The 22,446-nt window shown below is 49.4% G+C and carries 25 protein-coding genes and 1 pseudogene; 4 read left to right on the plus strand and 22 right to left on the minus strand.

The annotated features are described in order from the left end of the window. Positions 1 to 66 precede the first annotated feature (66 nt). The gene (locus IAE50_RS04765) at positions 67 to 930 is read left to right on the plus strand and encodes a TIR domain-containing protein (protein ID WP_200579713.1); all 864 of its coding nucleotides are present in this window, start codon (positions 67 to 69) and stop codon (positions 928 to 930) included. Positions 931 to 1,021: 91 nt separating this feature from the next. Here the strand turns inward: IAE50_RS04765 and IAE50_RS04770 are convergent, their stop codons facing one another. The 11 genes and pseudogenes from IAE50_RS04770 to IAE50_RS04820 form a co-directional block, all read right to left on the minus strand. Then, complete coding sequence (locus IAE50_RS04770) at positions 1,022 to 2,683, minus strand: terminase large subunit (RefSeq protein ID WP_200134800.1); 1,662 nt, start codon at positions 2,681 to 2,683, stop codon at positions 1,022 to 1,024. Continuing rightward, positions 2,667 to 3,023 (minus strand): phage terminase small subunit P27 family, encoded by a 357-nt coding sequence (locus IAE50_RS04775; RefSeq protein WP_200134752.1) that lies wholly within the window; start codon positions 3,021 to 3,023, stop codon positions 2,667 to 2,669. The genes IAE50_RS04770 and IAE50_RS04775 overlap by 17 nt, the downstream gene beginning before the upstream one ends. 129 nt (positions 3,024 to 3,152) lie before the next feature. After that, on the minus strand, positions 3,153 to 3,305 hold the full coding sequence (locus tag IAE50_RS04780) for a hypothetical protein (RefSeq protein WP_200134751.1): 153 nt from the start codon (positions 3,303 to 3,305) through the stop codon (positions 3,153 to 3,155). After that, positions 3,298 to 3,741, minus strand: coding sequence for an HNH endonuclease signature motif containing protein (locus IAE50_RS04785; RefSeq protein WP_200134750.1), 444 nt, complete (start codon positions 3,739 to 3,741; stop codon positions 3,298 to 3,300). Before IAE50_RS04785 ends, IAE50_RS04780 begins: the two co-directional genes overlap by 8 nt. Further along, the gene (locus tag IAE50_RS04790; protein ID WP_200134749.1) at positions 3,741 to 4,034 is read right to left on the minus strand and encodes a head-tail connector protein; all 294 of its coding nucleotides are present in this window, start codon (positions 4,032 to 4,034) and stop codon (positions 3,741 to 3,743) included. The genes IAE50_RS04785 and IAE50_RS04790 overlap by 1 nt, the downstream gene beginning before the upstream one ends. After that, on the minus strand, positions 4,031 to 4,369 hold the full coding sequence (locus IAE50_RS04795; protein ID WP_200134748.1) for a phage head closure protein: 339 nt from the start codon (positions 4,367 to 4,369) through the stop codon (positions 4,031 to 4,033). The genes IAE50_RS04790 and IAE50_RS04795 overlap by 4 nt, the downstream gene beginning before the upstream one ends. Next, a pseudogene (locus IAE50_RS04800) lies at positions 4,366 to 5,593 on the minus strand (phage portal protein). Before IAE50_RS04800 ends, IAE50_RS04795 begins: the two are co-directional and overlap by 4 nt. 1 nt (position 5,594) lies before the next feature. Next, complete coding sequence (locus IAE50_RS04805) at positions 5,595 to 6,155, minus strand: HK97 family phage prohead protease (protein ID WP_200579714.1); 561 nt, start codon at positions 6,153 to 6,155, stop codon at positions 5,595 to 5,597. Between the two features lie 51 nt (positions 6,156 to 6,206). Beyond that, positions 6,207 to 7,373, minus strand: coding sequence for a phage major capsid protein (locus IAE50_RS04810; RefSeq protein ID WP_200134745.1), 1,167 nt, complete (start codon positions 7,371 to 7,373; stop codon positions 6,207 to 6,209). A 211-nt stretch (positions 7,374 to 7,584) separates the two neighbouring features. Further along, entirely contained in the window at positions 7,585 to 7,920 is a 336-nt protein-coding gene (locus IAE50_RS04815) for a hypothetical protein (RefSeq protein WP_232045170.1), read from the minus strand. Continuing rightward, positions 7,917 to 8,180: a hypothetical protein gene (locus tag IAE50_RS04820; protein ID WP_200134744.1), complete on the minus strand. Its 264-nt coding sequence runs from the start codon at positions 8,178 to 8,180 to the stop codon at positions 7,917 to 7,919. Before IAE50_RS04820 ends, IAE50_RS04815 begins: the two co-directional genes overlap by 4 nt. Positions 8,181 to 8,423: 243 nt before the next feature. Here IAE50_RS04820 and IAE50_RS04825 point away from each other — a divergent pair, with 243 nt between their 5' ends. Beyond that, positions 8,424 to 8,957, plus strand: a complete 534-nt coding sequence (locus tag IAE50_RS04825) for a hypothetical protein (protein ID WP_200134743.1) — start codon at positions 8,424 to 8,426, stop codon at positions 8,955 to 8,957. 235 nt (positions 8,958 to 9,192) lie between these two features. Here IAE50_RS04825 and IAE50_RS04830 read toward each other — a convergent pair whose 3' ends face one another. Genes IAE50_RS04830 through IAE50_RS26630 form a run of 5 tightly spaced genes read right to left on the minus strand, consistent with a single transcriptional unit; the run spans position 9,193 to position 11,764 of the window. Further along, positions 9,193 to 10,563, minus strand: coding sequence for a helicase RepA family protein (locus IAE50_RS04830; protein WP_200579715.1), 1,371 nt, complete (start codon positions 10,561 to 10,563; stop codon positions 9,193 to 9,195). Then, on the minus strand, positions 10,560 to 10,928 hold the full coding sequence (locus IAE50_RS04835) for a hypothetical protein (protein ID WP_200134740.1): 369 nt from the start codon (positions 10,926 to 10,928) through the stop codon (positions 10,560 to 10,562). Before IAE50_RS04835 ends, IAE50_RS04830 begins: the two co-directional genes overlap by 4 nt. Next, the gene (locus tag IAE50_RS04840) at positions 10,925 to 11,236 is read right to left on the minus strand and encodes a hypothetical protein (RefSeq protein ID WP_200134739.1); all 312 of its coding nucleotides are present in this window, start codon (positions 11,234 to 11,236) and stop codon (positions 10,925 to 10,927) included. The genes IAE50_RS04835 and IAE50_RS04840 overlap by 4 nt, the downstream gene beginning before the upstream one ends. Continuing rightward, positions 11,229 to 11,426 carry a hypothetical protein gene (locus IAE50_RS04845; protein WP_200134738.1) on the minus strand — a complete coding sequence of 66 codons (198 nt, stop codon included), beginning with the start codon at positions 11,424 to 11,426 and terminating at the stop codon, positions 11,229 to 11,231. Before IAE50_RS04845 ends, IAE50_RS04840 begins: the two co-directional genes overlap by 8 nt. Next, positions 11,423 to 11,764 (minus strand): host cell division inhibitor Icd-like protein, encoded by a 342-nt coding sequence (locus IAE50_RS26630; RefSeq protein WP_309228083.1) that lies wholly within the window; start codon positions 11,762 to 11,764, stop codon positions 11,423 to 11,425. Before IAE50_RS26630 ends, IAE50_RS04845 begins: the two co-directional genes overlap by 4 nt. A gap of 46 nt (positions 11,765 to 11,810) precedes the next feature. On the opposite strand from IAE50_RS26630, the gene IAE50_RS25930 reads away from it, so the two are divergent. Both IAE50_RS25930 and IAE50_RS25935 read left to right on the plus strand, forming a co-directional pair. After that, positions 11,811 to 11,996 (plus strand): YlcI/YnfO family protein, encoded by a 186-nt coding sequence (locus tag IAE50_RS25930; RefSeq protein WP_232045168.1) that lies wholly within the window; start codon positions 11,811 to 11,813, stop codon positions 11,994 to 11,996. A 3-nt stretch (positions 11,997 to 11,999) separates the two neighbouring features. Beyond that, complete coding sequence (locus tag IAE50_RS25935; RefSeq protein WP_232045167.1) at positions 12,000 to 12,155, plus strand: hypothetical protein; 156 nt, start codon at positions 12,000 to 12,002, stop codon at positions 12,153 to 12,155. Between the two features lie 483 nt (positions 12,156 to 12,638). On the opposite strand, the gene IAE50_RS04855 is transcribed toward IAE50_RS25935, so the two are convergent. The 6 genes from IAE50_RS04855 to hhe all read right to left on the minus strand — a co-directional run bounded on the left by IAE50_RS04855 (position 12,639) and on the right by hhe (position 22,209). Further along, entirely contained in the window at positions 12,639 to 13,493 is an 855-nt protein-coding gene (locus tag IAE50_RS04855; protein WP_200134737.1) for a phage antirepressor KilAC domain-containing protein, read from the minus strand. A gap of 101 nt (positions 13,494 to 13,594) precedes the next feature. Next, complete coding sequence (locus IAE50_RS04860; RefSeq protein WP_200134736.1) at positions 13,595 to 13,804, minus strand: helix-turn-helix domain-containing protein; 210 nt, start codon at positions 13,802 to 13,804, stop codon at positions 13,595 to 13,597. 142 nt (positions 13,805 to 13,946) lie between these two features. Beyond that, positions 13,947 to 14,402, minus strand: coding sequence for a hypothetical protein (locus IAE50_RS04865; protein ID WP_234467103.1), 456 nt, complete (start codon positions 14,400 to 14,402; stop codon positions 13,947 to 13,949). Positions 14,403 to 14,423: 21 nt separating this feature from the next. Further along, positions 14,424 to 14,672 (minus strand): hypothetical protein, encoded by a 249-nt coding sequence (locus IAE50_RS04870; protein ID WP_200579716.1) that lies wholly within the window; start codon positions 14,670 to 14,672, stop codon positions 14,424 to 14,426. Next, complete coding sequence (locus tag IAE50_RS04875) at positions 14,669 to 16,090, minus strand: integrase family protein (protein WP_200134735.1); 1,422 nt, start codon at positions 16,088 to 16,090, stop codon at positions 14,669 to 14,671. The genes IAE50_RS04870 and IAE50_RS04875 overlap by 4 nt, the downstream gene beginning before the upstream one ends. 437 nt (positions 16,091 to 16,527) lie before the next feature. After that, positions 16,528 to 22,209: a DUF4011 domain-containing anti-phage protein Hhe gene (gene hhe, locus IAE50_RS04880; protein WP_200579717.1), complete on the minus strand. Its 5,682-nt coding sequence runs from the start codon at positions 22,207 to 22,209 to the stop codon at positions 16,528 to 16,530. Between the last annotated feature and the right edge of the window lie 237 nt (positions 22,210 to 22,446).

Below are 22,446 nucleotides of genomic sequence, written 5' to 3' on the forward strand. Positions count from 1 at the left end.
GGTTCTACCCACCCTCATGCGGTAAATGCTATATAAAAAACACTACTTTGCTCATGAGGGGACAATATGAAGGTATTCATTAGTTGGTCAGGACCTACAAGTCACAAGGTGGCAAAAGTATTTAGAGATTGGATACCGAGTGTAATTCAAGCTGTACAGCCATATGTCTCATCTGAAGATATTGACAAGGGGGCTCGTTGGTCTAGTGATATTGCTGCGGAATTAGACCATTCTGCCTATGGTTTGATCTGTCTCACAAAACAAAACATACATGCTCCATGGATCAACTTCGAAGCGGGGGCATTAGGTAAAAGTGTTGATAAAAGTAACGTTAGTCCATTTCTTTTTAGAATAAACCCATCGGATTTCAATGGTCCTCTGCTTCAATATCAATCAACAAAATATGATAAAGAAGACATTTTTAAGCTTATGACATCCATTAATCTTTGTTGTGGAGATCATGCTTTAGAAGCAGAAAGATTGAATAAAGTCTTTGAAATGTGGTGGCCTGATTTAAAAAGCTCTCTTGATCGCATTCCTGATGATGAAGTAGAAGCATCCCAGCCTAAACAACTAGTCAGCAATAAGCAGACCGATTTAACGAAGTTTTCAACGATCCTTGAAGAGCTGCTTGAGCTTACACGCGGTAATTATCAACTACTACGTTCGCCTGAAACCCTTCTTCCGCCTGATTATATAACTTATGCATTAGGTAACAAACTAAAAGCACCTGCAATTGATGATGCTGTACTCGATATGATGAAAAGATTCAGTGAGTTAGAAGAGTTCGTAGCCTCAATACAGGATAATGAAGCACATGCAATGCTGAACGAATTAGTGTTCTCCTTATCTCAACCTCTAAGATATGTATATAAGAACGCTAGAAATAATTTTAATACAGGGGTTCGTTCTCGACGCATTCTTGGATAAAAATTTAATCTGCCATAAAAACAATAGCGTTATTATAATAGCGCTATTGCCTAATACAAACCACATTAAACTTTATGAATAAAAAGACTCTTTAAACTCCATTAAATGCCTGAACACGTTTTTTATATTTATCGCTAATATCAAATATAAAATCCTCATGTTCGGCCTGATAGGTGCCAAACGCCATGAGCGCAGCTACCGCCGGGTCTATCTTATTAGAGGATTTCTTTTTGTTGGGCTTGATGTTGGCATTGGCGTCAGACTCCATCACCACGTTACCAATCGCCCAGGCCAGAACCGGATCGCAGCGATGGCGTACCACGCTGCGGTTTACGAATACCTCAAAGGACTTCGCTACCGGGCTGAACCTGAGATAAGTTTGCGGGAACGGCTCCACATCAAGGCCCGCCCCCTGTAGCTGGGTGCGCAGATGCGTGGCGTTCCACGTATCGAAGCCCACCAGCCGGATATTGAAGATTTCAGCATCATGCAGGATATCGTCACGGATGCGGTCATAGTCGATGCAGTCACCGGGGGTAGTGCGTATCCATCCCGCTTTCACCCACTGGCGGTAGATGGCGCGGTTTTTGTTGGCTACGTTAAGCAGCTGTGCTTCTGGCAGATAATGACGGGTCAGGAGCCTGATCTCCCTGTCGAACGGGAAAGCGTAGCTCACACTAGTAATATCGCTGGTAGAGGACAGGTCAAACCCGGCGTAACACTCCATTCCGGCAAGGTCTTCTTCGTTGTAATCGAGCTTACAGGCATCCCATGCACCGGCCCCCATCCACGGCGTGGAACCCTGACACCAGATATTGAAACGCTTGGTAAGCATCTCCACCCACTGCGACGGTATGCCACGCGCTTTCTGAATGGTGGATTCCAGCTTCGCCGCATCCACGGACACATGCAGGTTAGGGTTAGCCTTGATCCACATTTCCGGCTGTTCAACCTCGCTTTCGTCGTCCAGCTCGTAGATCAGGACAAACAGCGAATCATTGCTCTCTTCCCCGGCCAGAATCTGACAACAGTAGTCATAATGCTGTTTACAGGCAGATACAACGTTACTACCGGCGGTAGTGATGGCGAACAAAATCGCCTCCGGACGAGCGCCCATGCCCAGCTCAAGGGCGGAATAAACGCCGTTATCCGGGTGAAGGTGGTACTCATCGACAATTGCCAAGCTGGGGTTAGTTCCTTCAATGGTGGCCGCTTTCGCCGCCAGCGGCTTTAAAAGGCTGTTGCTCTTCGGGAAAATAACCTTATGCGCCTGAATATTGACGCGTTTTTTCAGCGGCTTTGACAGCAAACACATCTGACGGGCATCGTCGAACACGATTCGGGCCTGATCCCGGCTAACCGCCGCCGTGTAGATATCCTGCTGGCCTTTCTCCATCACCAGAAACCAGTTAGCCAGCATAGCGGCCACGGTGGATTTGGCATTCTTGCGCGGCACCTCGATAAAGGCGCTGCTGTACTTACGGCGACCTGACTCCCTGACTTTAAAGCCCAACAGGTTAGCAAAGGCAAACTGCTGCCACGGCTCCAGCTCGATAGCCTGTCCGCGCAACGGGCCTTTGACGTGAGGGCAGAGCCGGGAGAACGCAATAAACCGCTCCACGGTCGCCACATCGAACACATAACAAGGGTCATTCAGGTCTGAAAAGTATCGCTCCACGGCCTGTTTCACCCGCTTACAGGCGGGAATTTCGCCCGTTTTTATCGCGCTTGCGTACTCATCCCAGACGGTCAAGATCATCTTCCTCTTCCGTTTCCACCGGGTTACGGCGGCGGCTTACCGGATCAAAGCCCAGCAGCGACGACATTTTAATCATGATTTTTTCAGCATCGGATTTCGCTTTCAGCGCCGGATTGCTGGTGGTTGCACCGCGCGAACCTTCGACAGAAAACCCACGCAGGCCAATATCTTCAACGGCTTTCCGGTACATCGAGTAGTTAACGCAATAAAGCTCCAAGCTGTTCCAGTCGGCGGGAGTCAGATCCCCGCGTTCGGCCAGTTGCTTCGCTTTCGTCTTCCACTGCTGCCCTGCAATTTCATCAAGGTAAGCGGGTGGTTTGGGTGGTCTTGCCATAACTTCCTGTTTCCTTAAGGCTTACTGCTATCAAAAAAATCACCGTGCGTAAAAATTTGAGGGGGCGGGTGGTGCCGGGCAATCCGGGTTTTGTCCTGAAATACCCCCCCACCCCGGCGGTGCGGCCTGTCAGCGGTTGCGGAAGCACTCCATCACCTCCCGCTCACGTTCACTCCTGCGCTGGACAGGCTGTCGCTCATTGCGTCTGGTGCGTGCCTGCATGAAGTCATTACGGCACCGGGCCAGTGACTGATACAGATTCGCCACGTCTTTCTCATTCATGGCTAGCCTCATACATCCAGTCAGTACGCTGTGCTGCCCGCACTTCCTCCTCGCAGTACATACCCGCTTTGCGGTTGGCTTTGGTGATAGGGTCTCGCTGTGTGGTCTTCTGGCTATGATGTGTCTGGCATAACGGCTGATGATTCCACTCAGGCCAGAACAGAACGTCATCGCCACCATCGACAGGAATGATGTGATCGACAATCTTTGCAGGGACGTATAGGCCCAGCCTCTGGCACTCAACACACAGGGGATAACGTTTCAGAAACTGCGCGCGATATTTCTCCCATGAGGCTGAGTAACCACGGGCACGGCGGTGGCCGCGTCTGGCATCTTCAGCCCGCCACGCTTCCCGCTGATGCTCATCACACTTCCCCGACTTCACCCGCTTATTGCACCCCGGCGCAGTGCACCGGCGCAGTGGTTGCCATGGCATCAGTACACTCCCACATCACGGTAGGCAGACCACAACGCAGAGACAGCCATCGGTATCTCCTTGGCGTCGGTGTCACCAATCATCGTGCGATACTCGTATAGCTGAGAGACGTACATCAGACAGCCAATCTTGATAGCTGGCGTAAACTCCAGCCCGTTATCGAACCGCTTGCCGATATGCTTCTGGCAGACCTCCAGCGCCGCATCGATGTATGCCTGTATCAACGTATCTTCGTAATCATCATCAATACGGCAATGCAGTTTTGCTTCATCAACTGTGATTTCTGCTCTCATTTTTCCGTTCCTGTCTTGCAGAGAATTTCCAGCCGGGTACCTTCCGCATCAGGTACAGGAGGCCCGATAATATTGAGAGTGCTGCCGGCAAACGGGCCAGTGAGTACTTTCAGACGACTGGCGGCCGTGATATCGCGGCGAAAACGCACCCACACGCGGATAGTCGCTTCGGCAAGCTCAGCACCTGACGCCATTAATTCACGACCGCTCATCCCCTTTACCTCCGCCCAGATGGTTTCCCCGTCTTCCCACTTCTGGATAACCTGCCCGGAAGGTGATCTTGATGAAGTAAAAGTACGGATAGTGATGCGGTTTCTCAGGCCACCAGCTCTCATTCTTCGCCTTCCTTGCTGTCTTTGCTGATCTTCACTTCCTGTTTCCATGCCTGACTGAACTCATCACCACCATCACGCGGCGGCATCCCCTCGCGCTCCCGGGCTTCATTGGGGTTCATGATCCCGTTCTTGATGCCACGCTCATAGGTTGCATAGCGTTCGGTAGGGGTGGCGCGGAGAAGATCGGCAGAATCGAACTCCACCTGATATCGGATACCCGGCACAGGTGAAGCCACCAGCAGCGCAGATTTGATCTGCTGCTCAAAGTTAGCCAGCCAGGGGCGCATCGTCATGGTGAGAAAAGCGCGGCTTGCCTCGCTGAAGTTGCTGTAGGTACTGTTGCTGTATTCCTGCAGGAAGATGGGCGACACGTTGAACATGCGGGCAATGTCTTCGATGGTGAAGCGCCGGGAGGCCAGCCACTCAGCATCCTGATTGCTCATGCCAAGCTGCTTATAGTCCATGCCCCCTTCAAGGATCGGCGTTTTACCGGCGTTTCTGGCACCTTTGTAGCGTTCCAGCGCATCCATTGCCTGCTTGCCTTTAACACTGTCCAGCCATTCTTTAGCCGTGATAACGCCCGATGCCATCATGCCGTCTTTCATGATGCTGGCACCGTGACGCTGCTGGGCCAGACCTAACCCCAGCGCCTCACGGCAGATGGTGATCGGCGAACGCCCCAGAAAAGCATCGTCGGTGGAGTAACGCAGGTGAAGGACTTCCTCCTGCAGGCAGGTGCGCACCGCTCCGGTAAAAGGCTCAGTGATGCTGTACCTGTATTTATGCTCGCCGATACGCTCGGGCACCACCGCACCGGGCGCATACGGATGCAGTGATTGTGGCTGACCGTCGCGGCCCCACTGGATCACCGCGTAGGCGTTACCGTTCAGCAGGCAATGGCGCATCATCGTGCGTTTGAACTGGTAGGGTGTCTGGCAGTCGTTAGGCTGCTCATTCAGCAAAAAAATCGACCGGATGATTGCTCAGCCATTCCCGCGCCTCGCGTCCGTTATCGTTGCGTACCCGGTACAGATAGCAGGGCATGGTTGCCACCGCCTCGCTGATAACCGCCACGGCATTCATGACTGCCGGCAGGGATTCCGCAGTGCCGGCAGACACATATTCACCGGATCCGGTATTCGGGATCCCTGCCATGGCCATAAATTCGTCGATGGTCATGCTGCGCTGCTCTGCCTTGCTGCTAAAAGGCCAGATATTCCACATATCACAGCCCCGCCAGGTCAGCCCAGTGTCGGCGGTTATCACCGGCATAGCGCAGTTCAGGATGCTGGGAGAAAAGAGAGCGGTGTGCGATTTCAGCACCTGATTCTGGGTACGCGGGCATTGATGTTACTGTAATTTCCCGCAGTTCAGCGGCAGTGACGGTTCGCAGGTAAGGCGACTGCGCAATATCCCAGGATTCCTTTAGCGCGCGGAAACCGAAGCTCATGCCGGAAATGTCCCCTCGCTCCACCAGCGCCAGCACATCATTGCCAAGCTGGGTATCCGGTGGTGCCAGCTCGAAGCGCAGCCCGGTAACATCTTCTGATAACACCAGCGTGCCGGATTTGGTACGGCCCAGCAGCTGGGTATAGTTATGTTCGTATAACGCGCGCACATAAATACCGGATGCCAGGCTGTCTTTGAACGCCCCGGGCGCGAACTGCTCGCGGAACTCATCCCAGATAATTTCTGACAGGCTGTTCCAGCGCACGGCATAGCCCACCAGCTTTTTGTTGCTGGCGCTCAGATTGGTCGTGCGGATTTCAAAATCGATTGTTTTCATTACTGGACTCCACAGAGGGCAAAAAGGGGCCAGAGCCCCTTCAACGTGAGATCAGGAACCAGAGCCGGAAAGTTCAAGCACTTTAATTGCACTGGAGTCCACCACGCCGCCGCCCAGGTATTTATCGGTATGCACTTTGTAGAAGCCGGGCTCGGTGATGTTATCGGGGCGGGTACGAACACCAGTGGTGTGATCCACAATGAAGTAACCGCGTTTGAAGTCGCCCACGGCCAGGAATGCATTTCCAGGCAACGCATCAGGCATGGTTTCGAGATACTGAACCGGGCGGCCCAGCAACGTGTCAGGGGAGCCAGCAACGAGACGATCACGCCAGATATAATCCCCGTTGCCGTTTTTCAGTTTTTGCAGCGTGGCGGCGGTGCCGGAATTCATCACCCATACAGCATTTTTACGGTATCTGGCTTTCAGCTTGTAAAGCAGGTCGATTAGGCCATCAGAGGAAACGGCCGGGGTTTCCACCTTTTCCAGCGTGCCGAACGGGCGTGTTTTGTCGCTGGTAGCTGCGCGTGGATAAGCTAGGAAACCTCTGGATTTTTTATCGCCATCGCCATTCACCAGATCGTTTTCTTCGGTAGTGGTGAACGTGTCGGCCACTTCCGAGGCCAGCCATCCCAGAATATCCACTTCAGAGAAGTCGAGGATCTCCTGAGTGGTTTTCGGGTAGGCGTAGATCGGATTCAACTTGATATCAACACGTTCAAGCTTCGGCGTTGCGGTTTCGGTGCGCTCTTCACCTTCTGTACCACGTTTAACCGTCGCGCCCCCCACGGATACCAGCTTCTGGTATTCGTTGGTTTTGGTGGTTTTCACCGTGGCGATGGAGCGCATAACGCTTTCATCCTGCAGTTGGCGCATGATCTCTTTGTCCAGCTCGGGGATAACGGTATAACCGCCCTCAGCCGGAACCAGCGTACTGAGAGAGCGGGTATCACCCGTCATGATGTAATGACGCAGTTCATCGTTGCTCACGCTTTTACCTTCAACAGACTTTCCTGGCAGATTACGCTGATCATCGGCAACGGCTTCAAGGCGGGTAAGTTCTACTTCAAGCGCATCAGCCCGGGAGCGGAGTTCGTCGAACTGCTTACCCTCTTCATCATTCAGGCTGCGCTTTTCGCTGTCGGCTTTTTCCAGCATGGATCGCATCTGGCTTTTAAGTGAGGCTTTCTGCTGGCGTAATTCGAGTAATTTCTTCATGGAGTGGTTTCCGTAACAATTAACGTTGAGACGTGAAACCAGCAACTGGAGGGATGTCCACCTGGAAAGGAGACCGTCGCAGAACGGAAGAAACCAGGTGGACAGTGGCGGCTCACGTCTGAGTGCCACTTATCAAGATATATAGGAAAAATATAATGAAAACCCCTGCCAAACACAGGGGTAAAAATAGGTAAGATTGAGTACAAATAATTTACAAATCTTTTTTCTTTTCTACCAAGCTTAATAGCGCCGGAACTGAATTAAGCATCATCATAAGAAGGCAAATAACGAAAGAAGCAAATTCTGCAAAAGGCCCCAACTTTTCACCAAAAACTTTAGATATAAAGAATATATTTGGAATGAATATAATCATCGAAATTAAAAAAATAATTTTACTAAACAACTTATCAAATCTTGTCTTAATATTATTCCTTTCGAGCATTGCAAGCGAAACATAAGCGGTTATAAGAGAATAAAAAGACCATGTTAGGAAATTCGCAGATTCATTGAATGCTTCACGTATCATCAAGACATAATCTGGCATCATTTTCCCTCGCTTAACCATTCTGGTGGGATAGGCATCTTGTCCCGGTACTCGGTTAAATGTTCAATCATCGCATCAAGTTGTTCCCTGTTAGTTGCAAACATTTCCCCCGATAGCGTACTACGCACAAAATCGTGATGATCCGACCAAAATAGTGCTCCATCTGCGAGGGCTCGTCGGTATTCCCCAGCAGACATTAGGCTCATATCATGAATGCCGTACTGGTCATAGTGCTCTTTAATTTCCTGGATGCTCATTGGCATATTTAACCTCTTCGTTTTTCATTGTTCGCAAGTCGATGTGTTTTTATCTACCATTTTAAACTTACAGTGGTTGATACCATAAGTATAATAATCAATCAGTAAAAATTGTAGGTCAACCTTATTTCAATCAAGATATTAGATTTACAACTTCCTGATAACTTTGATTTAACCCAACTATTGCTCAGAAAAAAAACAGTAGATTTAGATGCGGTCTAAAAAACACTCTAAAATCGGGAGCTCGAAATGGCATTAAATTTACTGGATTTAGATAATGAAACTCGTCGCTTCATGTTTGATGAAATTCAGTTGGATAAGGAGAGCGATAATTTTTACCTAAGCTCTTTCTTAACTGCTCATGGTAAACAGATTTGGGCACAATTACTCGAACAATCAATTAACTATGATGACGTTTGGTTTGAGAGAGAAATCCAAAACCGTAGATTATTAGAACAGTTTTACACAAAAAGGAAACCTAATAGCCAAGCTTTAATGCAAGCACGCGTCCCTGTAACCGCCGCGCAGACATTAGCAGAGGGCGAATTTAATCGTCTCTATGTAAGAGGATTATGCGCACGGGTCCTAGCGGAAGGAGGCAGAGAAATCGAAGCATACAGAGCCAGGCATTCAGAAAACCCAAGAACCGCATCAATAGCTATTATTGGTCAAAGGTTTTCGGCAGAAAACATTCTCAATGACCTAAGGTCCAGCCAAGGCGTTGATAGTGCCTTTGGTTTGCCAGCAGGACCAAATTCTGGCATCAGTGCTAAAAGGATCTAGCTCGCGGGCAAATGGCTAAATACACCTCCTTACTTTTGGCATTCCGGAGGAGGTGTTTCCCACTTTCGGCCCACTTAGCATACTCCCCACTTACTTCCCACTGGTATTTGTAAAGATACCCGATTTGACCAGTAATGACGCGGGTTTCACGACTTTTACCCATTTCGTCCCTGTATATGGGCGCTATGTGGGGAAACGTTAGAGACATTCCCCACCTTCCCCACCAGCACCCCACTTAGTTGCCCACTTCCCTTAGCGACTGCACTGCCAACAAATCACCATCCTGTATAACCAGGCCGTTATCGATAAGCTTCTGCACCCAGCGAGTGAAATGCTTGGTGTTAATTCCCAGCGCCTTTAGGTCATCACGAATGACTGACCGATTACAGGGTTCATTGCGGGCAATACGGCTTCGGATGGCCTGCCACAGTGCCATGTGGTTATCACTGAGCTTTTCCACGCCCACCAGTTCAGGATCAATTTCTCTGGCATCTCTGGCCACATCACGAACCACCAGCGAGCAGACTATTTCCCCATCTTCATCGGTATACAGTTCAGCAGCGCGCAAGTCATACGCCCTGCGTTCCGGCTCCTCGGCATCCTTCATCTTTGTACAGGAAAGGATCAGCGCCGTGCCTTCCCCCTCGCGCTTAACGTTATACTCGGCATCAAGCGCGGCGCGGAAAGAACTGGAGCCACGCGCGCCTTTAGCTTCATCCTTGCCGGAGTGATGCACCACCAACACCGTAGCACCGGTTCTCTGCTTGATAACATCGCAGCCCTCGATAAACGCCCCCATATCGCGGGCATCATTTTCATCATTGCCACCAAAGCAGCGGGCCAGCGTGTCGATCACCACCAGGCGAACTGGTATACCGCATTCCGCAGTGATCTGCCTTGCGGCAAGAATCACCTCTGATACCTCGGATTCACGCACCGGGAAGACCGGGCGATTCACCAGCCAGAGATTGTTCACCTGCTGCCCGTGTATCTGCTCCCATGCTCTGATCCGGCGAGGCACACCCACACCACCCTCACCTACTACATACAGCACCGCGCCCTGTTCAACTTTCCGGCCAGACCAGGCAGCACCGGCGGCAATGTGACAAGCCCACGACACAGCGAGGAAGCTCTTATACGAGCCGCTGGGGCCGTATATGCTGCACAGGGACTGAGCTGGAAGCATATGTTTGATTACATAGTCCTGCCTGACGTTGTAGCCCTCAGAGCCACGGGTAAGAGGTAGCTTTGAAAGCCGCCCACCAGTATTGGCATCAGGAAAAGCACGCTGAATACGCTGCGTGTCTGCCAGCAAGGTATTCATTTCAACCTCGCCTATTTCCTCCACCAGCACAGAACGGCGGGCAATAATCATCTGCTTACGGTCGGTATCGAGAAAACCGGCGTCACACAGATCCTCATACGACATTTCGACTATCTGCTTTAACCGCACCGCCAGCTTGCCGTAGCGGGTGGTCGGGTCTTTGTGCTGGTGGAGCGCTTTATCAGCATCCGTGCGGCTGTAGTTCCGGCCATGTGCCCACAGATACGAACAGGTAAACAGGGCATCAGATACTGTCTCTACTGCTGCGAGTTGAGCCGTCATTGCGGGATACCTCCGCTCATCTGGAACTTGCCAAGCAGTGGATGGAACCAGTAGGCCGAACCGTATTTACGTTTGGCGCTGCGTAGCACCAGCCGTGCCGCCTCCCTGAATTTTTCATCAGGTGCAATGAATCCACCGGCTCTCATTTTGACCAGCATAACGCCGGTGTTTTTCGCCAGTTCTTCGGCCTTTTTAGTCGATATGCCGAACTCGGCCGCCAGCGTGGCAACAGGTGTCATCCCCGGCGGGATCTCACCGCCCTGGCTATCAGTCAGTGAGCGGACATGCCGCTCCAGCTCAAGAACGCGGTTCACCAGCAGATCAACGCGCTTTTCCAGTTCGTTAAATTTGACGTTGCTGATCATGACTTTTTCCCCTTGCCGCGTTGGGTGCGCACATAGTCCGCTGCATCACTGTTTTGATTCAGAGCCTGAGCCATCCTCGGAAGGTGACGTAGTGCATGGCTGACAAGTACCAAATCCCGGCGAGCATCCTCATCGGAGTAGTCTTCCGCATTAGTTGCATCGAACGCCAGATTGCCAATCAGAGTGAGCGCACTGTTGATGGCAAATGCGCCAGCAGCATAGAGATCACTGGATTCAGCTAAATCCTGATCAGAGAAGTGCTTAAAATCAGGGGTACTCTTTACAAGCTGATGGTAAATATCACGCATTTTTACGCCCTCCTTCATCACGGAAGGCCTGGTCAATTTCACGAACACGAAACAGTGCTTTATCCAAGAGCTCGAAGGAGAGCTCATTTTCATCAGGGTCTGCACCATGCAGCTCTGCGCTGGCAGTCAAAAGTGCGCTCAGCCGGCGGAATTCATCTTCAAAATCGAGGTCCTCAATTTTCCTGATCATGAAAACACCTCCGGCGCTGGCAAGCGGGCAGCCAGAGAAAGAATAAAATGTGGCACTAGAATGCTGCGGGCTTCACTTTCGGTTGCAGCTTCGACGGACAGGCGACAGGGTTTGGCCTTTTTGTCGTGGCGGTTGATGGCAAGAAAACGCCATGTATATTTGGAGCGAGTTTGGGTAGACTGATGGTCAGCCATAACTGTTACCTCGAATAACGGTTTGTGGTAAGAGGCCCGGTTAGTGTTGGCGCACTGCCGGGCTTCGCCTTTCCCAAGGTGTATTTCACCTTTCCTTTCAAAACTATCCCAAAGTGAAATACACCTCAAGGCTTTTTTTCTCATTTTTTTTGCGTATACTGAAATACACCTAACACAAGGACTCTCAGTAATGGCAACTGGTGCGAAAAACGCAAAATCACAAATGACCACCGTAAGAATCCCCCATGAGGTAATGGAGGATATCGAACGATTGCGGGAAGATGGTGAAAGCACCGCTGGATTCCTAGTGGCTGCCGCCAAAGGCGAGATAAAACGTCGCCAGCGAAAAAGAACAAAAGATAAATTGGAGGAGTAAAAAATGCATATCCTTAAATGGATTATTGCGGTCTTGATTGTGTGTGCTCTTGCCATTGGGTATAACTGGCTAAAAGAAGATAAAAAACTTTGCCCTGCACCTAACTCGCCAGATGCAGCCAAAGTAGTGGAATGCGCAACTATACCTCCTAAGAACTGACTTAAATTAACCGGCTCAAAACTGAGTTCGTAAAGATACTCATTTTCCAATCTTTGGCGGACTTTTCCTCCACGAACGTAGAAGCTACATAAGGCGGAATTCCGCCCTCGGTTAAAAATCGGTCGCCCCAAATCTGGGGAGATTGCAGAGGTTACAAATTTTTTGTAGGTCTGCGCCGATGGCGTATACCCCTGCTGGGTGCAAATAGCGAGTTGCAGATTTGCAACACGGTTACTCACTAACTTCCACCAGCGGTGTAAGTCAATAAACTCTGAGATTTCGGCGGCGGCTAACTCCCTCAAATGGAGGACGTTAGAATCGGCTGAAATTTCAATGCCCAATAACTCACCCCATTGGGGGAAGTTACGTGCTCCTGTATTTGCAGGAACGGTCAGGCTTTGACCACTAGCTTCAGGCCTGGTATGCTGGATTTGATTAAGTTCTTTGTAGTGACATTGGCAGCTCGGCAAAGCTGCCTTTGTTTTATTCAGCGTCAGCATTCGGCACCTCCGGCAATACACCACCAGCGATCAGTTTTTGCGTTAGCCATTGCTCCCCTTTTCCCGTGAGCATCGTTGTGAATGAGGCTCTTATCTCACCATTCGTTTCATATGTCCCTTGGCGAACGGCAAAGTAACCGCTGTCGATATAGCGCTGCATAGGCAGGTTGTGGCGCTGACCGCCATTGATGAGTATCCCCTTCTGTCGCATCCACTCGAAGAGTTTGATCGGGCCAAGCCCTACAGCTTTAGCATAGTTAGGAATGGAAATACCCTTCCTGATATCAGCCACGCGATCGGCGAAATCAACTTTTGGTGCGACGGCCACCAGTCGGCTTTCAAGTTCGCTTGCCTTTTCTGCCAGATCAGCAGCAAGGCGCAGGGCTTCCGGTAACGTCTCGGGAATATTCGCGGCGTTTTTTGACTGGCGTTCACAGTTGATAAAGTAGCGTCGCACCTCCCGCCCTTTTTCATTACGCTCTACCATTGCCAGCTCTTTACCCATATCAATAGTGATCAGGTAATCATGTTCCATTTGCTGCCGAGATTTTGAGCTCGCCCGTTTTGGCGAGGTCAAATTTTCAACAATCACATAATCGAGCCCCTCGACAAAACCATATTGCTGAATACGTCCTTTAATCCAATTGGTGAAGTCACGACCAATAGCCAAAAACGTATGCAGCTTACGCCCGCTTACAGACTGAATTTCTTTCCCGCCGATATTGCTCATGGCTACAGGGATTCGCACAGCAAAGTTATTGACGGAAATTTCTTTCTGGCTGATTTCGGGGTGAGTCTGGCTACTGCCAGTTAAAGCAGTAATTTTTTTCGATACCATTTCAGTGCTCCAAATTCGCTATATTGAGAGCCGCCGCGACAGCATGAGCAATCCTGCATCATTACTACCTCAACGGCACGCAACAAATGAACCAGATGTTTTTATGAGTTCTGGACACGGCGTGTTGAAGCCAAGTAGCCATCGAGATCGGCCTTCATATAGATGACCTTGCGCCCTACCTTATGATGTGGAATACCCACTTTTCCGGTATGAGCCCAATTAGCCAACGTTTGGGAGTTAACACCAAGATAAGCAGCGGCCTCTGCGCGGGTCAGACGTTCTAATGAGAAAGGAGAATTGACTAATTTCATATTTATCACCGTGTATTAATGGTTAACAACAGTGATAAATATCTATGATTGTGTAATGCCTTATTAGCCCTGTAACTGGTTAAAGGTGCTCAACTGCCGGATGCGAGGACACTCTAACCAGCAATACTCCCCCAATAGCCGGCTAATGGGGGAATACTAATTCAAGCCTTGTATATTTTTCTGGTTTTGGGGGCCTCAGACCAGAGAGAGTTATCCAGTTATCCAATGCATTACGGCTTACCTTGCCGTGATAATGAGCAGCTAAGGCATCAAGAAGTGCCGTTTTAGCACCACAAGGGTATTTTTCCCAGGTAAGTCTAATAACTTCAATAACCTCTGAGTAATATGGGCTGCGAGGTTTTTTAGCTTTTTCTCTTTGGGCTTCTGAAATAGCCTTTTGCGCTATATTATTAAATTCCCTGAGAGATATTTCGTCTCTAAAAACCTCCTCCATCACCAGTTTAATACCAATTCTGACAAGGTCATTTGCATTATTTTTCATACCAACAAAATATAACCCTAGCGCAGCATTCAAAATTGTTACTCCGTCTCCTGACAATGGAATATCGCTTAAAAACGGAGTTTTATTTTTATCCATATAAAGCAAGGTGTTAATTGACTAACTATCATTTACAGCTTCGTTTTTTTCCACCCCAATGAAATCAAGAAATTCCTCAAGAGGTTCATCAGAAGTTTCGAAATAACTGATTATAGTATTAACCATACTGCGAGCGGAGCTTTCTGAATCACCTGCTTTTAATGCCTCCCGCAAAATGGAAATAGAAAAAGAATCAGTACCATCAACAAATAATTCGTTTATGTACGCACCAACTATCATTGCTCTAAAATTAACTTCTGAGTTGGTCATGATTTGTACCCTTTATTATCATTTGAAATCTCGAAAATTAGTTTTCTTTTTTGATCTTCATTTAAAATTCCCAAAACAGCCATTAGCTGAGTATTAATATCTTTTGTTTTCCCAGCCATTTCAGCATATTCAAGAATTGCTCTCTCTATTCTTGAGGCTGGCTCCATCAGCTCATCAGCGCTGAAATGTAGATAGCCCTGCGTAACATCAGCGCTTCTCATCGTTCGGTGATTCAGCAGGCGTTTCAGAATGTAGTTGCCCACGCCCACCAGCTCAGCAATGGTCCCGAACGTTCGGCGGCCGTCATGCCATTTGAAAGGGATAGGCTGGAGCAAATCAGGATTTGGGTCAGGGACGGTAGCTGCGCTTATGCGATCAATGATATGTCTGTATTCTTTAATGACGCCCTTATCGCCAGGAAAAACTAATACGCCATCACTGGCTTTCATCTTGGCGCGACGACGGAAGAGTTTTAAAAGAGTTTCAGTGACAGGCAATTCAAGCGGATCACCATTCTTGGTGGTATCAATCCAAAAATAGCGACCACCGAGATTAACCCGCTCCCAGCTAAGTTCTAAAATTTCTGACTTACGTAGCCCGGTAAAAATAGCCATTTCCACAGCGTCGCACACTGCTGCGGCTATATCATCTCGCGCCAACTCAGCAATAGCACGCACGGAAGATAAGGCATTAAACCACCGGCTGAGTTCATTGGTGCGGATACGCTCAGTTTTCCTGACGGTTCCATGCCATTTTCGCTTCGTGCTGAGCACCATCGTGGGAGGGTCAGGGAGAAGGGTTTTACCATGTTCGTCGCGGTAATGATCATGAGAGAAACGGTATATAGCCCGCAGCACTCGCGCCCATAGATCAGCTTGCGCTTTACTACCTATTCCAACTCCAGCACGTAGCGTTGATTTGTCAGCACCAAACCACACGGTACCATCGGTGATTGCTTTATGTCTGCTTTCTACACGCTCGCGGCTTATTGAGGAAAGTGGCTGCTTAATCCAGTCACCAGAGAAATTTTGCAGAATGGAACGATATTGTTTTGCTGTATCGGCACTTAGCCTCTCGTCGCGGTTCTCAATGTAGGTAGCCAGTGCATCGGCAAGCGTAACGGTCGCTTTTTCGTTGACACGCTTAACCACATTGGGATTCCTCCCGGTTGTCGCAACGTCTCCAAGGAGTTCAAGTGCCTTTGCCCTGGCATTATCAATAGTAAGATCTGGAAAACGGCCGAGCGTAGCACGTATGAACTTGCCATTACGCTTACGCGAAATACAGAAGCTCTTAGCTCCACTGATCCCTACCCGAAGCCGCAGACCATTAACAACGGTATCAGCATACTCGACCTGCCCACGATCAGCGGGTGGTAGGCTTTCGAGTTTGGCTTTTGTAAATTTGAATGTTTCCACAAATACTCCGCACCAAGCGATTAGGGTATCCTGCGAATCGCTTGCAGGCTCTAGGATACCTATAGGATACCGCAAGGGAGTATTTTAGAGTATTTCTGGTTATTTATACAGTAAACTGATATCACTTAACTAACTGAAAATTATATATAATTATTTTTAGGTAAGAATTTGCATCCTAACTAATAATCGCTTGGTCGTTGGTTCAAACCCAACAGGGGCCACCAAATTTTAGCTTTAAAATCATACGATTAAGCCACTTCTAACAAGGTGGCTTTTTTGTTCTCTATGCTTGCTGTCCCCGTTTTGTCCCCTCAAGTCCCGCCTGCGGAATCACAGCCTGCCATGGTTTGCCCTTTTACTTCTCTGGAAAGTAAAAGGGGTCACGTTAGAACGTAACCCCCTGATATCAATGATGAGTTGTGCATTGAAAAACCCGCTTAAGCGAATTCATCTCCATCAATAATCGCCAGCACCCTGTCCAGATAGGTTTTACTCATCTTGCTTTCCGTTGCCTCACGCAGGTATTTCGGAATACGTTCAACAAACTCAGAGCGAGAAAGCGGTTGATGCTCGACCAACGCTTCAATCATTGCAGGACGCAGCAACTTGCTCTCATCGGCAATATAGGGGCACTCTACGTCAATGACCTCACGGGCAAATCTTTCAAGACGTAATCTGAGTGGCTCACTGTGGTCGCTAAAATCCGCAATATTATTACTTGCGGTTTGCCCTTCAACAACCAGCTGTGCGATAGCTTGCTCTTCAGAGTACTCCTCTTCCGCAACCGTGGTTTTCAACCGATTTAACTCGCGAACGATGGGCTCCAGGATCTCATCGGGATTACTGAACCAGTCTGTGGACCAGATACGACGAATTCTCCACCCCAAGCCCTCCAGCACATCCTGACGCAGGCGATCTCTGTCACGCGCTGACTTAGCAGAGTGATAGGTCGCACCATCACACTCAATACCCATCAAATAGCGCCCCTGCTTACCGGGATCGCGCACCGCAATATCAATAAAGAATCCGGCGACGCCAACCTGGGGTTCACAGCGGAAACCGGCATTTTCCAGCGCTGTAATAACAGAGACTTCGAAATCACTGTCCGGTGCTTTACCCGTGTGGTGTGCAAGCCCGTCCATATTGCCCTTTTCTGCAAAGTGCAAAAAGCCACGCAGAGCCTGCACACCGCGCTTAGATGTCTCTGTTACCTGGATATCCTCCGAGCGCATTGAGCTGAACACATGCATCCGTTTTTTGGAACGCGTGAAGAGTACGTTCAGGCGACGCCAGCCAACATCGGAGTTGATCGGGCCAAAGCGTTGGTACACTTTGCCATCGACCTCGCCCGGCCCATAGGTGAAGGAGATAAAAATAACGTCGCGTTCATCACCCTGAACGTTCTCCAGGTTTTTAATAAACAGCGCATCGCTTTTCGTTCTTAACCGATCAATCGCGGCCTCAGCTTGCGTATCTTCACGGCATATTTCATCAATTGAGCGTTCAATCTGTTCACGCTGCTTTGAGTTCATCGCCACGATGCCTAAGGATTCGTCAGGCGAATTGGTCGCATGTAAGGCTACAGCCCTGGCGATAACGCGCGCTTCTTCAATATTGTGCTGGTTAATGAAGCGGCCATTTTTAACGAAGCTGAACTTAACGCCATACTCCGGAGCATGAGCATTCGGGGAAGGGAAAACCACCAAATCGCTGTTATAAAAATGGCGATTCGAGTAAGCAATCAGGCTCTCATGTTGAGAGCGATAGTGCCATCTCAAACGGCGCATTTTGAACAGAGGTAACGAGGCATCAAGAATACTGTCCGTTTGACTGACTGCGGCCGTGTCATCGTCGTCATCATCAATGCCCGCGCGATCAAAGAAGCTCGTTGGCGGCAGCTGTTTCGGGTCACCCACCACGATAATTTGCTTACCGCGCGCGATAACGCCCAACGCATCTTCCGGCTTAACCTGTGAGGCTTCATCCATCACCACAAGATCAAACTCGATATAGCCAGGCTGAAGATAATTAGCCGCCGACATAGGCCCCATCATAAAGCAAGGCTTCAGCTGAAGCAGAGCACGACCGGCGCGATTAATCAGTTGGCGAATCGGAATATGACGCATCTTCTTACCCGTCTCATTCAGGATAAGCGCCATTTCGGTATAGTCGGCTTTTCGTCCTCCTGACGCGCCCGGGGGAACGGGATTGCTCGCAATAACCGCCGCAATGCGCTCACGCTGCAAGCGCTGTAGCGCCCGGTCATAGTCACGAAATGTTTTTTGCATCGCGCTGCGGCTATTACCTGACACCCGCAGGAGATGCGGACGTTCGGTCGCGATTTCGCGGGCAAGCTGATCGAAAATAGCGACCTCCAGACCGGTGTCGATATCCTCAATAGTCAGCGTATGGCTCATGATTGCGTCACGAATACGCTGCAGCCCGCTATTTTCAATATCCTGAGAGATACGAATAAAGTTAAGCCAGCCATTCAGCCAGCGGGGCTTAGCGATCGCCTCTTCGTTGCAGGCGATTAATGCAGAGAGAAGATTTTCACACCGTTGATGCCACTGCTCGCTATTAAGCTGCGTTTCCTGCGCAAAGTGACTCTGACGGTCGGTTTGCAGCTGCCACTTCTGCTGAAGAGCACCAAGGTAGTGTTGCAGTTCGCGGTACTCATCTGCGCCGGGTAACCGTTGGATGGCCGCAACCAAATCAGCATCCTGAACGTTTTCCCCCATCTGTTCTGCAAAAGTAAGGGTATTGCCCATGACCTTGAGCGTGTGCGCATTATCTTTATCTGCGCCAAACAGGAGTGAATCCGCCGCTGAAAAAATGGTGTCGGGCAACCGATCAACAGATAAGCGAGCCTGCCGGTTATGTATCTGATGTAACACGGCGATCTTTTCATTTACCGTATTCAGCGCAAGCTGCTCAGTGCTGAACCACTGCTGAATGGGCGTCAGTGCAGCGGTCAGTTTCTCAATAAGCGGCAGTAAGATACTCTTTTCGCCCGCAAGGCTTTGCTCACCTTCAGAGGCAAAGTGCGCTGAAGCGAAGGTTTCCTCGTAGCTTTTTAACTTATCAAGATGTTGAGAAATCTGCGCATCGACGCCCTGCTGCTTAAGTTGCTGTATTCCTTTGAGTATCTGGCTATCCAGCGTCAATAGAGCGCCACCAATGGCAACATTAGCACCGAAGCCGATTCCCCAGACGCTGCGCACTTCGCTGTACCACTCCCGAATCTGCCGGAGCTGGCTCGAATCGGTCTCCAGCCCTCGATAGAGCTCGCCAAAGATCTGCTCAAAATTGCGCGCCTCAAACTCATCGCGTTCCTGCACATACTGGCGGAGGATCGGCAATTCGTCATACAGCGTTTTCCATTTTGCATTAGGCTCGCTGGATAAACCGATCAGCGTATTTTTCGCTTCACGCCATGAGCCGCTTAACCAGCTAAACAGGCCCGAGTTGTGCAGGATGTTTTCGATCGTTTTTAGCTGCTCACCATCTGCCACTTTATTCAGCGTAAAGCGCGCCTTGAGTTGATCGCGCAGTGCATGCAATGAGACCAGCCGCTGATTGAGATCTTCTATGTGTGGCTCGATATCTTCATCATCAAACCTGTCATGTCTGTATCTCACCAACTCGCTCGGCAATTTGGAGGCGACATGAATGAACGTGGCTATTTGCTGCAGGCCCGCAGGTGTTATTGAGAATCTATCAGCAACAGCAGAAGGCAAAGATTCCAGTAATGGGGAGAGATGCTCTTTGTCAGCAGCAAAGGCAGTTTGCAGTTGCGCTAAACCACGAATCAGGAGAACCACATCCGCAAGCGTTGTTGCCCCATCCAGACCAAAGATTTTGGTGATATCCGGGAAGTCCGGGACTGGATTTCCCTCTTCGAGGAAACGCAGTTTTTCAGGCATTAAATCGCCTGCTACCTGATGGTAATCCGCCTGAACGGCACTGAAATCGTTCAGCCAGCTTTTCAAAGTCTCAATGTTGTTGCTATCAAGCCGGGTATAAGCCTGGAAATCGGCTTCTGCAGGAAGTTCCGGGAGTTGGTCGCACAGCGCCACCAGCTGCGTTTGCCAGCTTAATTCGTCACAATGTGAAGCAGTAATCGAATACCTGGTGAGAAAACCTGTAAGTGCCTGCTGCCATGCAATTAGCGCCTCATTCCACTCCTTAAGCAGTGAAACGACTCTTTCACTGTCGAAAAGCTGGATATCAGTGTTGTTAACGCCATACCAGGGATGCTCCCACAGCTCCGCTTGCTGACCGACCTGCTGACGAAACTCCACGACAACGTCTTTAAACTCTTTGATCTGGTCACGTAGCCTTAACTGCGCCACGCGATCCAATTTTTGACCAGACAGGTTTTCTATATGTAGCAGTGTGGGATCGATGCCCAGCTCGCGTCGATAACGCGTCGCGCCGGTCAAAATTTGGTGAATAGTCAGCCCGGTAAGCTTCCAGCTCTCATTAATTTCCTGAGCGTAGCTGTTTAACTGGTTCTTTAAATCTTCATAGCGAGAAATCTCGGCATCAATTTGCGCCGGCATTTTTTGCAATGCCGGGTTATGCAGCCGTTTTTGGATGTCTTCTAATACCTTACGCTTGTGCGACTTATGGCTGTGCAGCTCAAGGCAAAAATCACCCAGCCCTGCTTTATCGAGTCGGTGTTTAACGACCTCTAATGCCGCAAGCTTTTCCGCAACGAAAAGCACCTTCTTGCCATTCAGCATTGCCGCGGCAATCAGGTTGGTAATAGTTTGCGATTTGCCCGTGCCTGGAGGACCTTCGATAACCAGATTTTCGCCATTTACCGCATCAATCAGTGCGCTATGTTGTGAGCTATCCGCATCAAAAATAAGCGGAAACTGTTGATGAATATTATCGAGAGTATCGATGTGATATTCGCTGGATAAACTTTCTGAACCGGAATGTTCTCCCGTCTGCGAAGTAAAAAGACGTTTGATCACCTCATGATTCAGTAAATTTTTACCGCCCTGTGGCCAGCGCTCTGGATCAAGGTCGAGATACATCAGCATCTTGCTGAAGTTTAATAAGCTCAATGCTCCATAGCGGCGCACTTTCCAGCGCGGCTTGTTCGTTTCGGTAATCGCCTCTATTTGCTGGAAATAGGTTTCCGGCAACGTCTCGTCATCGAGCCCAGGTAGTGCAAAACCAAAATCAGCCTGCAATTTCTCCTGCAACGACAGGTTAGGGATAATATCTTCCCCGGTATAACGCAGGTGGTAGCGATAGAGGCCCGCTTGTGGATCGAGTTTACCTTTCTCCAGCGTTACGGGAACGGTAAAGAGCGGAGCAAGGCGGGGCTTATCTGAATCATCACTTTCATACCATTCAAGAAAGCCAAGGGACAGATAGAGAATACCCGCCCCGGTCTCTTCAATCGCGACCTGCGCTTTACCGTGGATAGAGCGCAGTACGGCTTCCAGATCGGCCGGGTAATAAAGCGTCTGTATTTCATTATTCGCTTCAGTCTCCTGCACTAATGGCTTACGCAACGGCTTGCCCGCTTTCGTATCGCGCTCAAACTCACCAATATCTTTGTAGCCAAGCTGGATAAGTAGCGAATCCAGACGCTCAGCAGGAAGGCTGGATTTAGCCTCCGTATTCCTGACGCCGGCCAAAGAGCCGCCGTTTTCCTTCAAGTGGATGAGAATAAGATCGCGCGCTTTAACAACCAGTTCATAATCTTCCTGGGAAATAGCACTTTGCGCACCGCTTGGTAATTCATAGTCGGTATTGATGGCCAGCTTACCCGCCCACGTTTTCGCATCGGGCATAGGTTTTGTCGCTTTTTCCTCGGCCGAAGGCGCGTTTTTATCCAGATAACCAAACTGCTGCAACTGCGCTTTGGTTGGATCCGGAACAGGAGCAAACTGCATAACCTGTTCTGATTTGAGGGTTTGAAAAAGCTGATCGGGTAGCGCGTTGATGATACGCAGCGAAGAGTGTTTTTGATTAATTGGAAAATTTAATAACCTGTTTCGCGAGGTCAAATCCAACAATTTGCGCCGCATATCCTCAAGCGACTTGAGAATATATTCTTTGGATTCACCATCGAATGAAGAAGAGTATTCCGCCATATCAAACCCTGTAGATCATCAGCAAAAGGATAACCAGAACTTACCAAAACCTTCTGGTTCCAACACCTGACAGGAATAAAAGTTATGCCGCTTGCGATCGTTCTGTATGTATCGACAAGCCATGTTTATTACTGACGATGCTAAATTCAAAAAGAGACCTCACCGCGAAAAGGCTCATTCAAGCAGAAAGCCCCATCCGATAAGCGTCGGGATAGCAAAATCATACCTTGGGCGACG

Origin of the sequence: Kosakonia sp. S42, assembly GCF_016624785.1 — a bacterium.
Taxonomy (GTDB): Bacteria; Pseudomonadota; Gammaproteobacteria; order Enterobacterales; family Enterobacteriaceae; genus Kosakonia; species Kosakonia cowanii.

Coding starts and splice junctions, on each gene's coding strand:
- IAE50_RS04830 (WP_200579715.1), bottom strand. CDS start 10,563: ATGACGGCTCAACTCGCAGCAGTAGAGACAGTATCTGATGCCCTGTTT.
- IAE50_RS04780 (WP_200134751.1), bottom strand. CDS start 3,305: ATGAATGAGAAAGACGTGGCGAATCTGTATCAGTCACTGGCCCGGTGC.
- IAE50_RS25935 (WP_232045167.1), top strand. CDS start 12,000: ATGCATATCCTTAAATGGATTATTGCGGTCTTGATTGTGTGTGCTCTT.
- IAE50_RS04845 (WP_200134738.1), bottom strand. CDS start 11,426: ATGATCAGGAAAATTGAGGACCTCGATTTTGAAGATGAATTCCGCCGG.
- IAE50_RS04835 (WP_200134740.1), bottom strand. CDS start 10,928: ATGATCAGCAACGTCAAATTTAACGAACTGGAAAAGCGCGTTGATCTG.
- IAE50_RS26630 (WP_309228083.1), bottom strand. CDS start 11,764: ATGAGAAAAAAAGCCTTGAGGTGTATTTCACTTTGGGATAGTTTTGAA.
- IAE50_RS04840 (WP_200134739.1), bottom strand. CDS start 11,236: ATGCGTGATATTTACCATCAGCTTGTAAAGAGTACCCCTGATTTTAAG.
- IAE50_RS04870 (WP_200579716.1), bottom strand. CDS start 14,672: ATGACCAACTCAGAAGTTAATTTTAGAGCAATGATAGTTGGTGCGTAC.
- IAE50_RS04795 (WP_200134748.1), bottom strand. CDS start 4,369: ATGAGAGCTGGTGGCCTGAGAAACCGCATCACTATCCGTACTTTTACT.
- IAE50_RS04860 (WP_200134736.1), bottom strand. CDS start 13,804: ATGAAATTAGTCAATTCTCCTTTCTCATTAGAACGTCTGACCCGCGCA.
- IAE50_RS04775 (WP_200134752.1), bottom strand. CDS start 3,023: ATGGCAAGACCACCCAAACCACCCGCTTACCTTGATGAAATTGCAGGG.
- IAE50_RS04765 (WP_200579713.1), top strand. CDS start 67: ATGAAGGTATTCATTAGTTGGTCAGGACCTACAAGTCACAAGGTGGCA.
- IAE50_RS04820 (WP_200134744.1), bottom strand. CDS start 8,180: ATGCCAATGAGCATCCAGGAAATTAAAGAGCACTATGACCAGTACGGC.
- IAE50_RS04790 (WP_200134749.1), bottom strand. CDS start 4,034: ATGAGAGCAGAAATCACAGTTGATGAAGCAAAACTGCATTGCCGTATT.
- IAE50_RS04865 (WP_234467103.1), bottom strand. CDS start 14,402: ATGGATAAAAATAAAACTCCGTTTTTAAGCGATATTCCATTGTCAGGA.
- IAE50_RS04805 (WP_200579714.1), bottom strand. CDS start 6,155: ATGAAAACAATCGATTTTGAAATCCGCACGACCAATCTGAGCGCCAGC.
- IAE50_RS04785 (WP_200134750.1), bottom strand. CDS start 3,741: ATGCCATGGCAACCACTGCGCCGGTGCACTGCGCCGGGGTGCAATAAG.
- hhe (WP_200579717.1), bottom strand. CDS start 22,209: ATGGCGGAATACTCTTCTTCATTCGATGGTGAATCCAAAGAATATATT.
- IAE50_RS04855 (WP_200134737.1), bottom strand. CDS start 13,493: ATGGTATCGAAAAAAATTACTGCTTTAACTGGCAGTAGCCAGACTCAC.
- IAE50_RS04825 (WP_200134743.1), top strand. CDS start 8,424: ATGGCATTAAATTTACTGGATTTAGATAATGAAACTCGTCGCTTCATG.
- IAE50_RS04815 (WP_232045170.1), bottom strand. CDS start 7,920: ATGATGCCAGATTATGTCTTGATGATACGTGAAGCATTCAATGAATCT.
- IAE50_RS04810 (WP_200134745.1), bottom strand. CDS start 7,373: ATGAAGAAATTACTCGAATTACGCCAGCAGAAAGCCTCACTTAAAAGC.
- IAE50_RS25930 (WP_232045168.1), top strand. CDS start 11,811: ATGGCAACTGGTGCGAAAAACGCAAAATCACAAATGACCACCGTAAGA.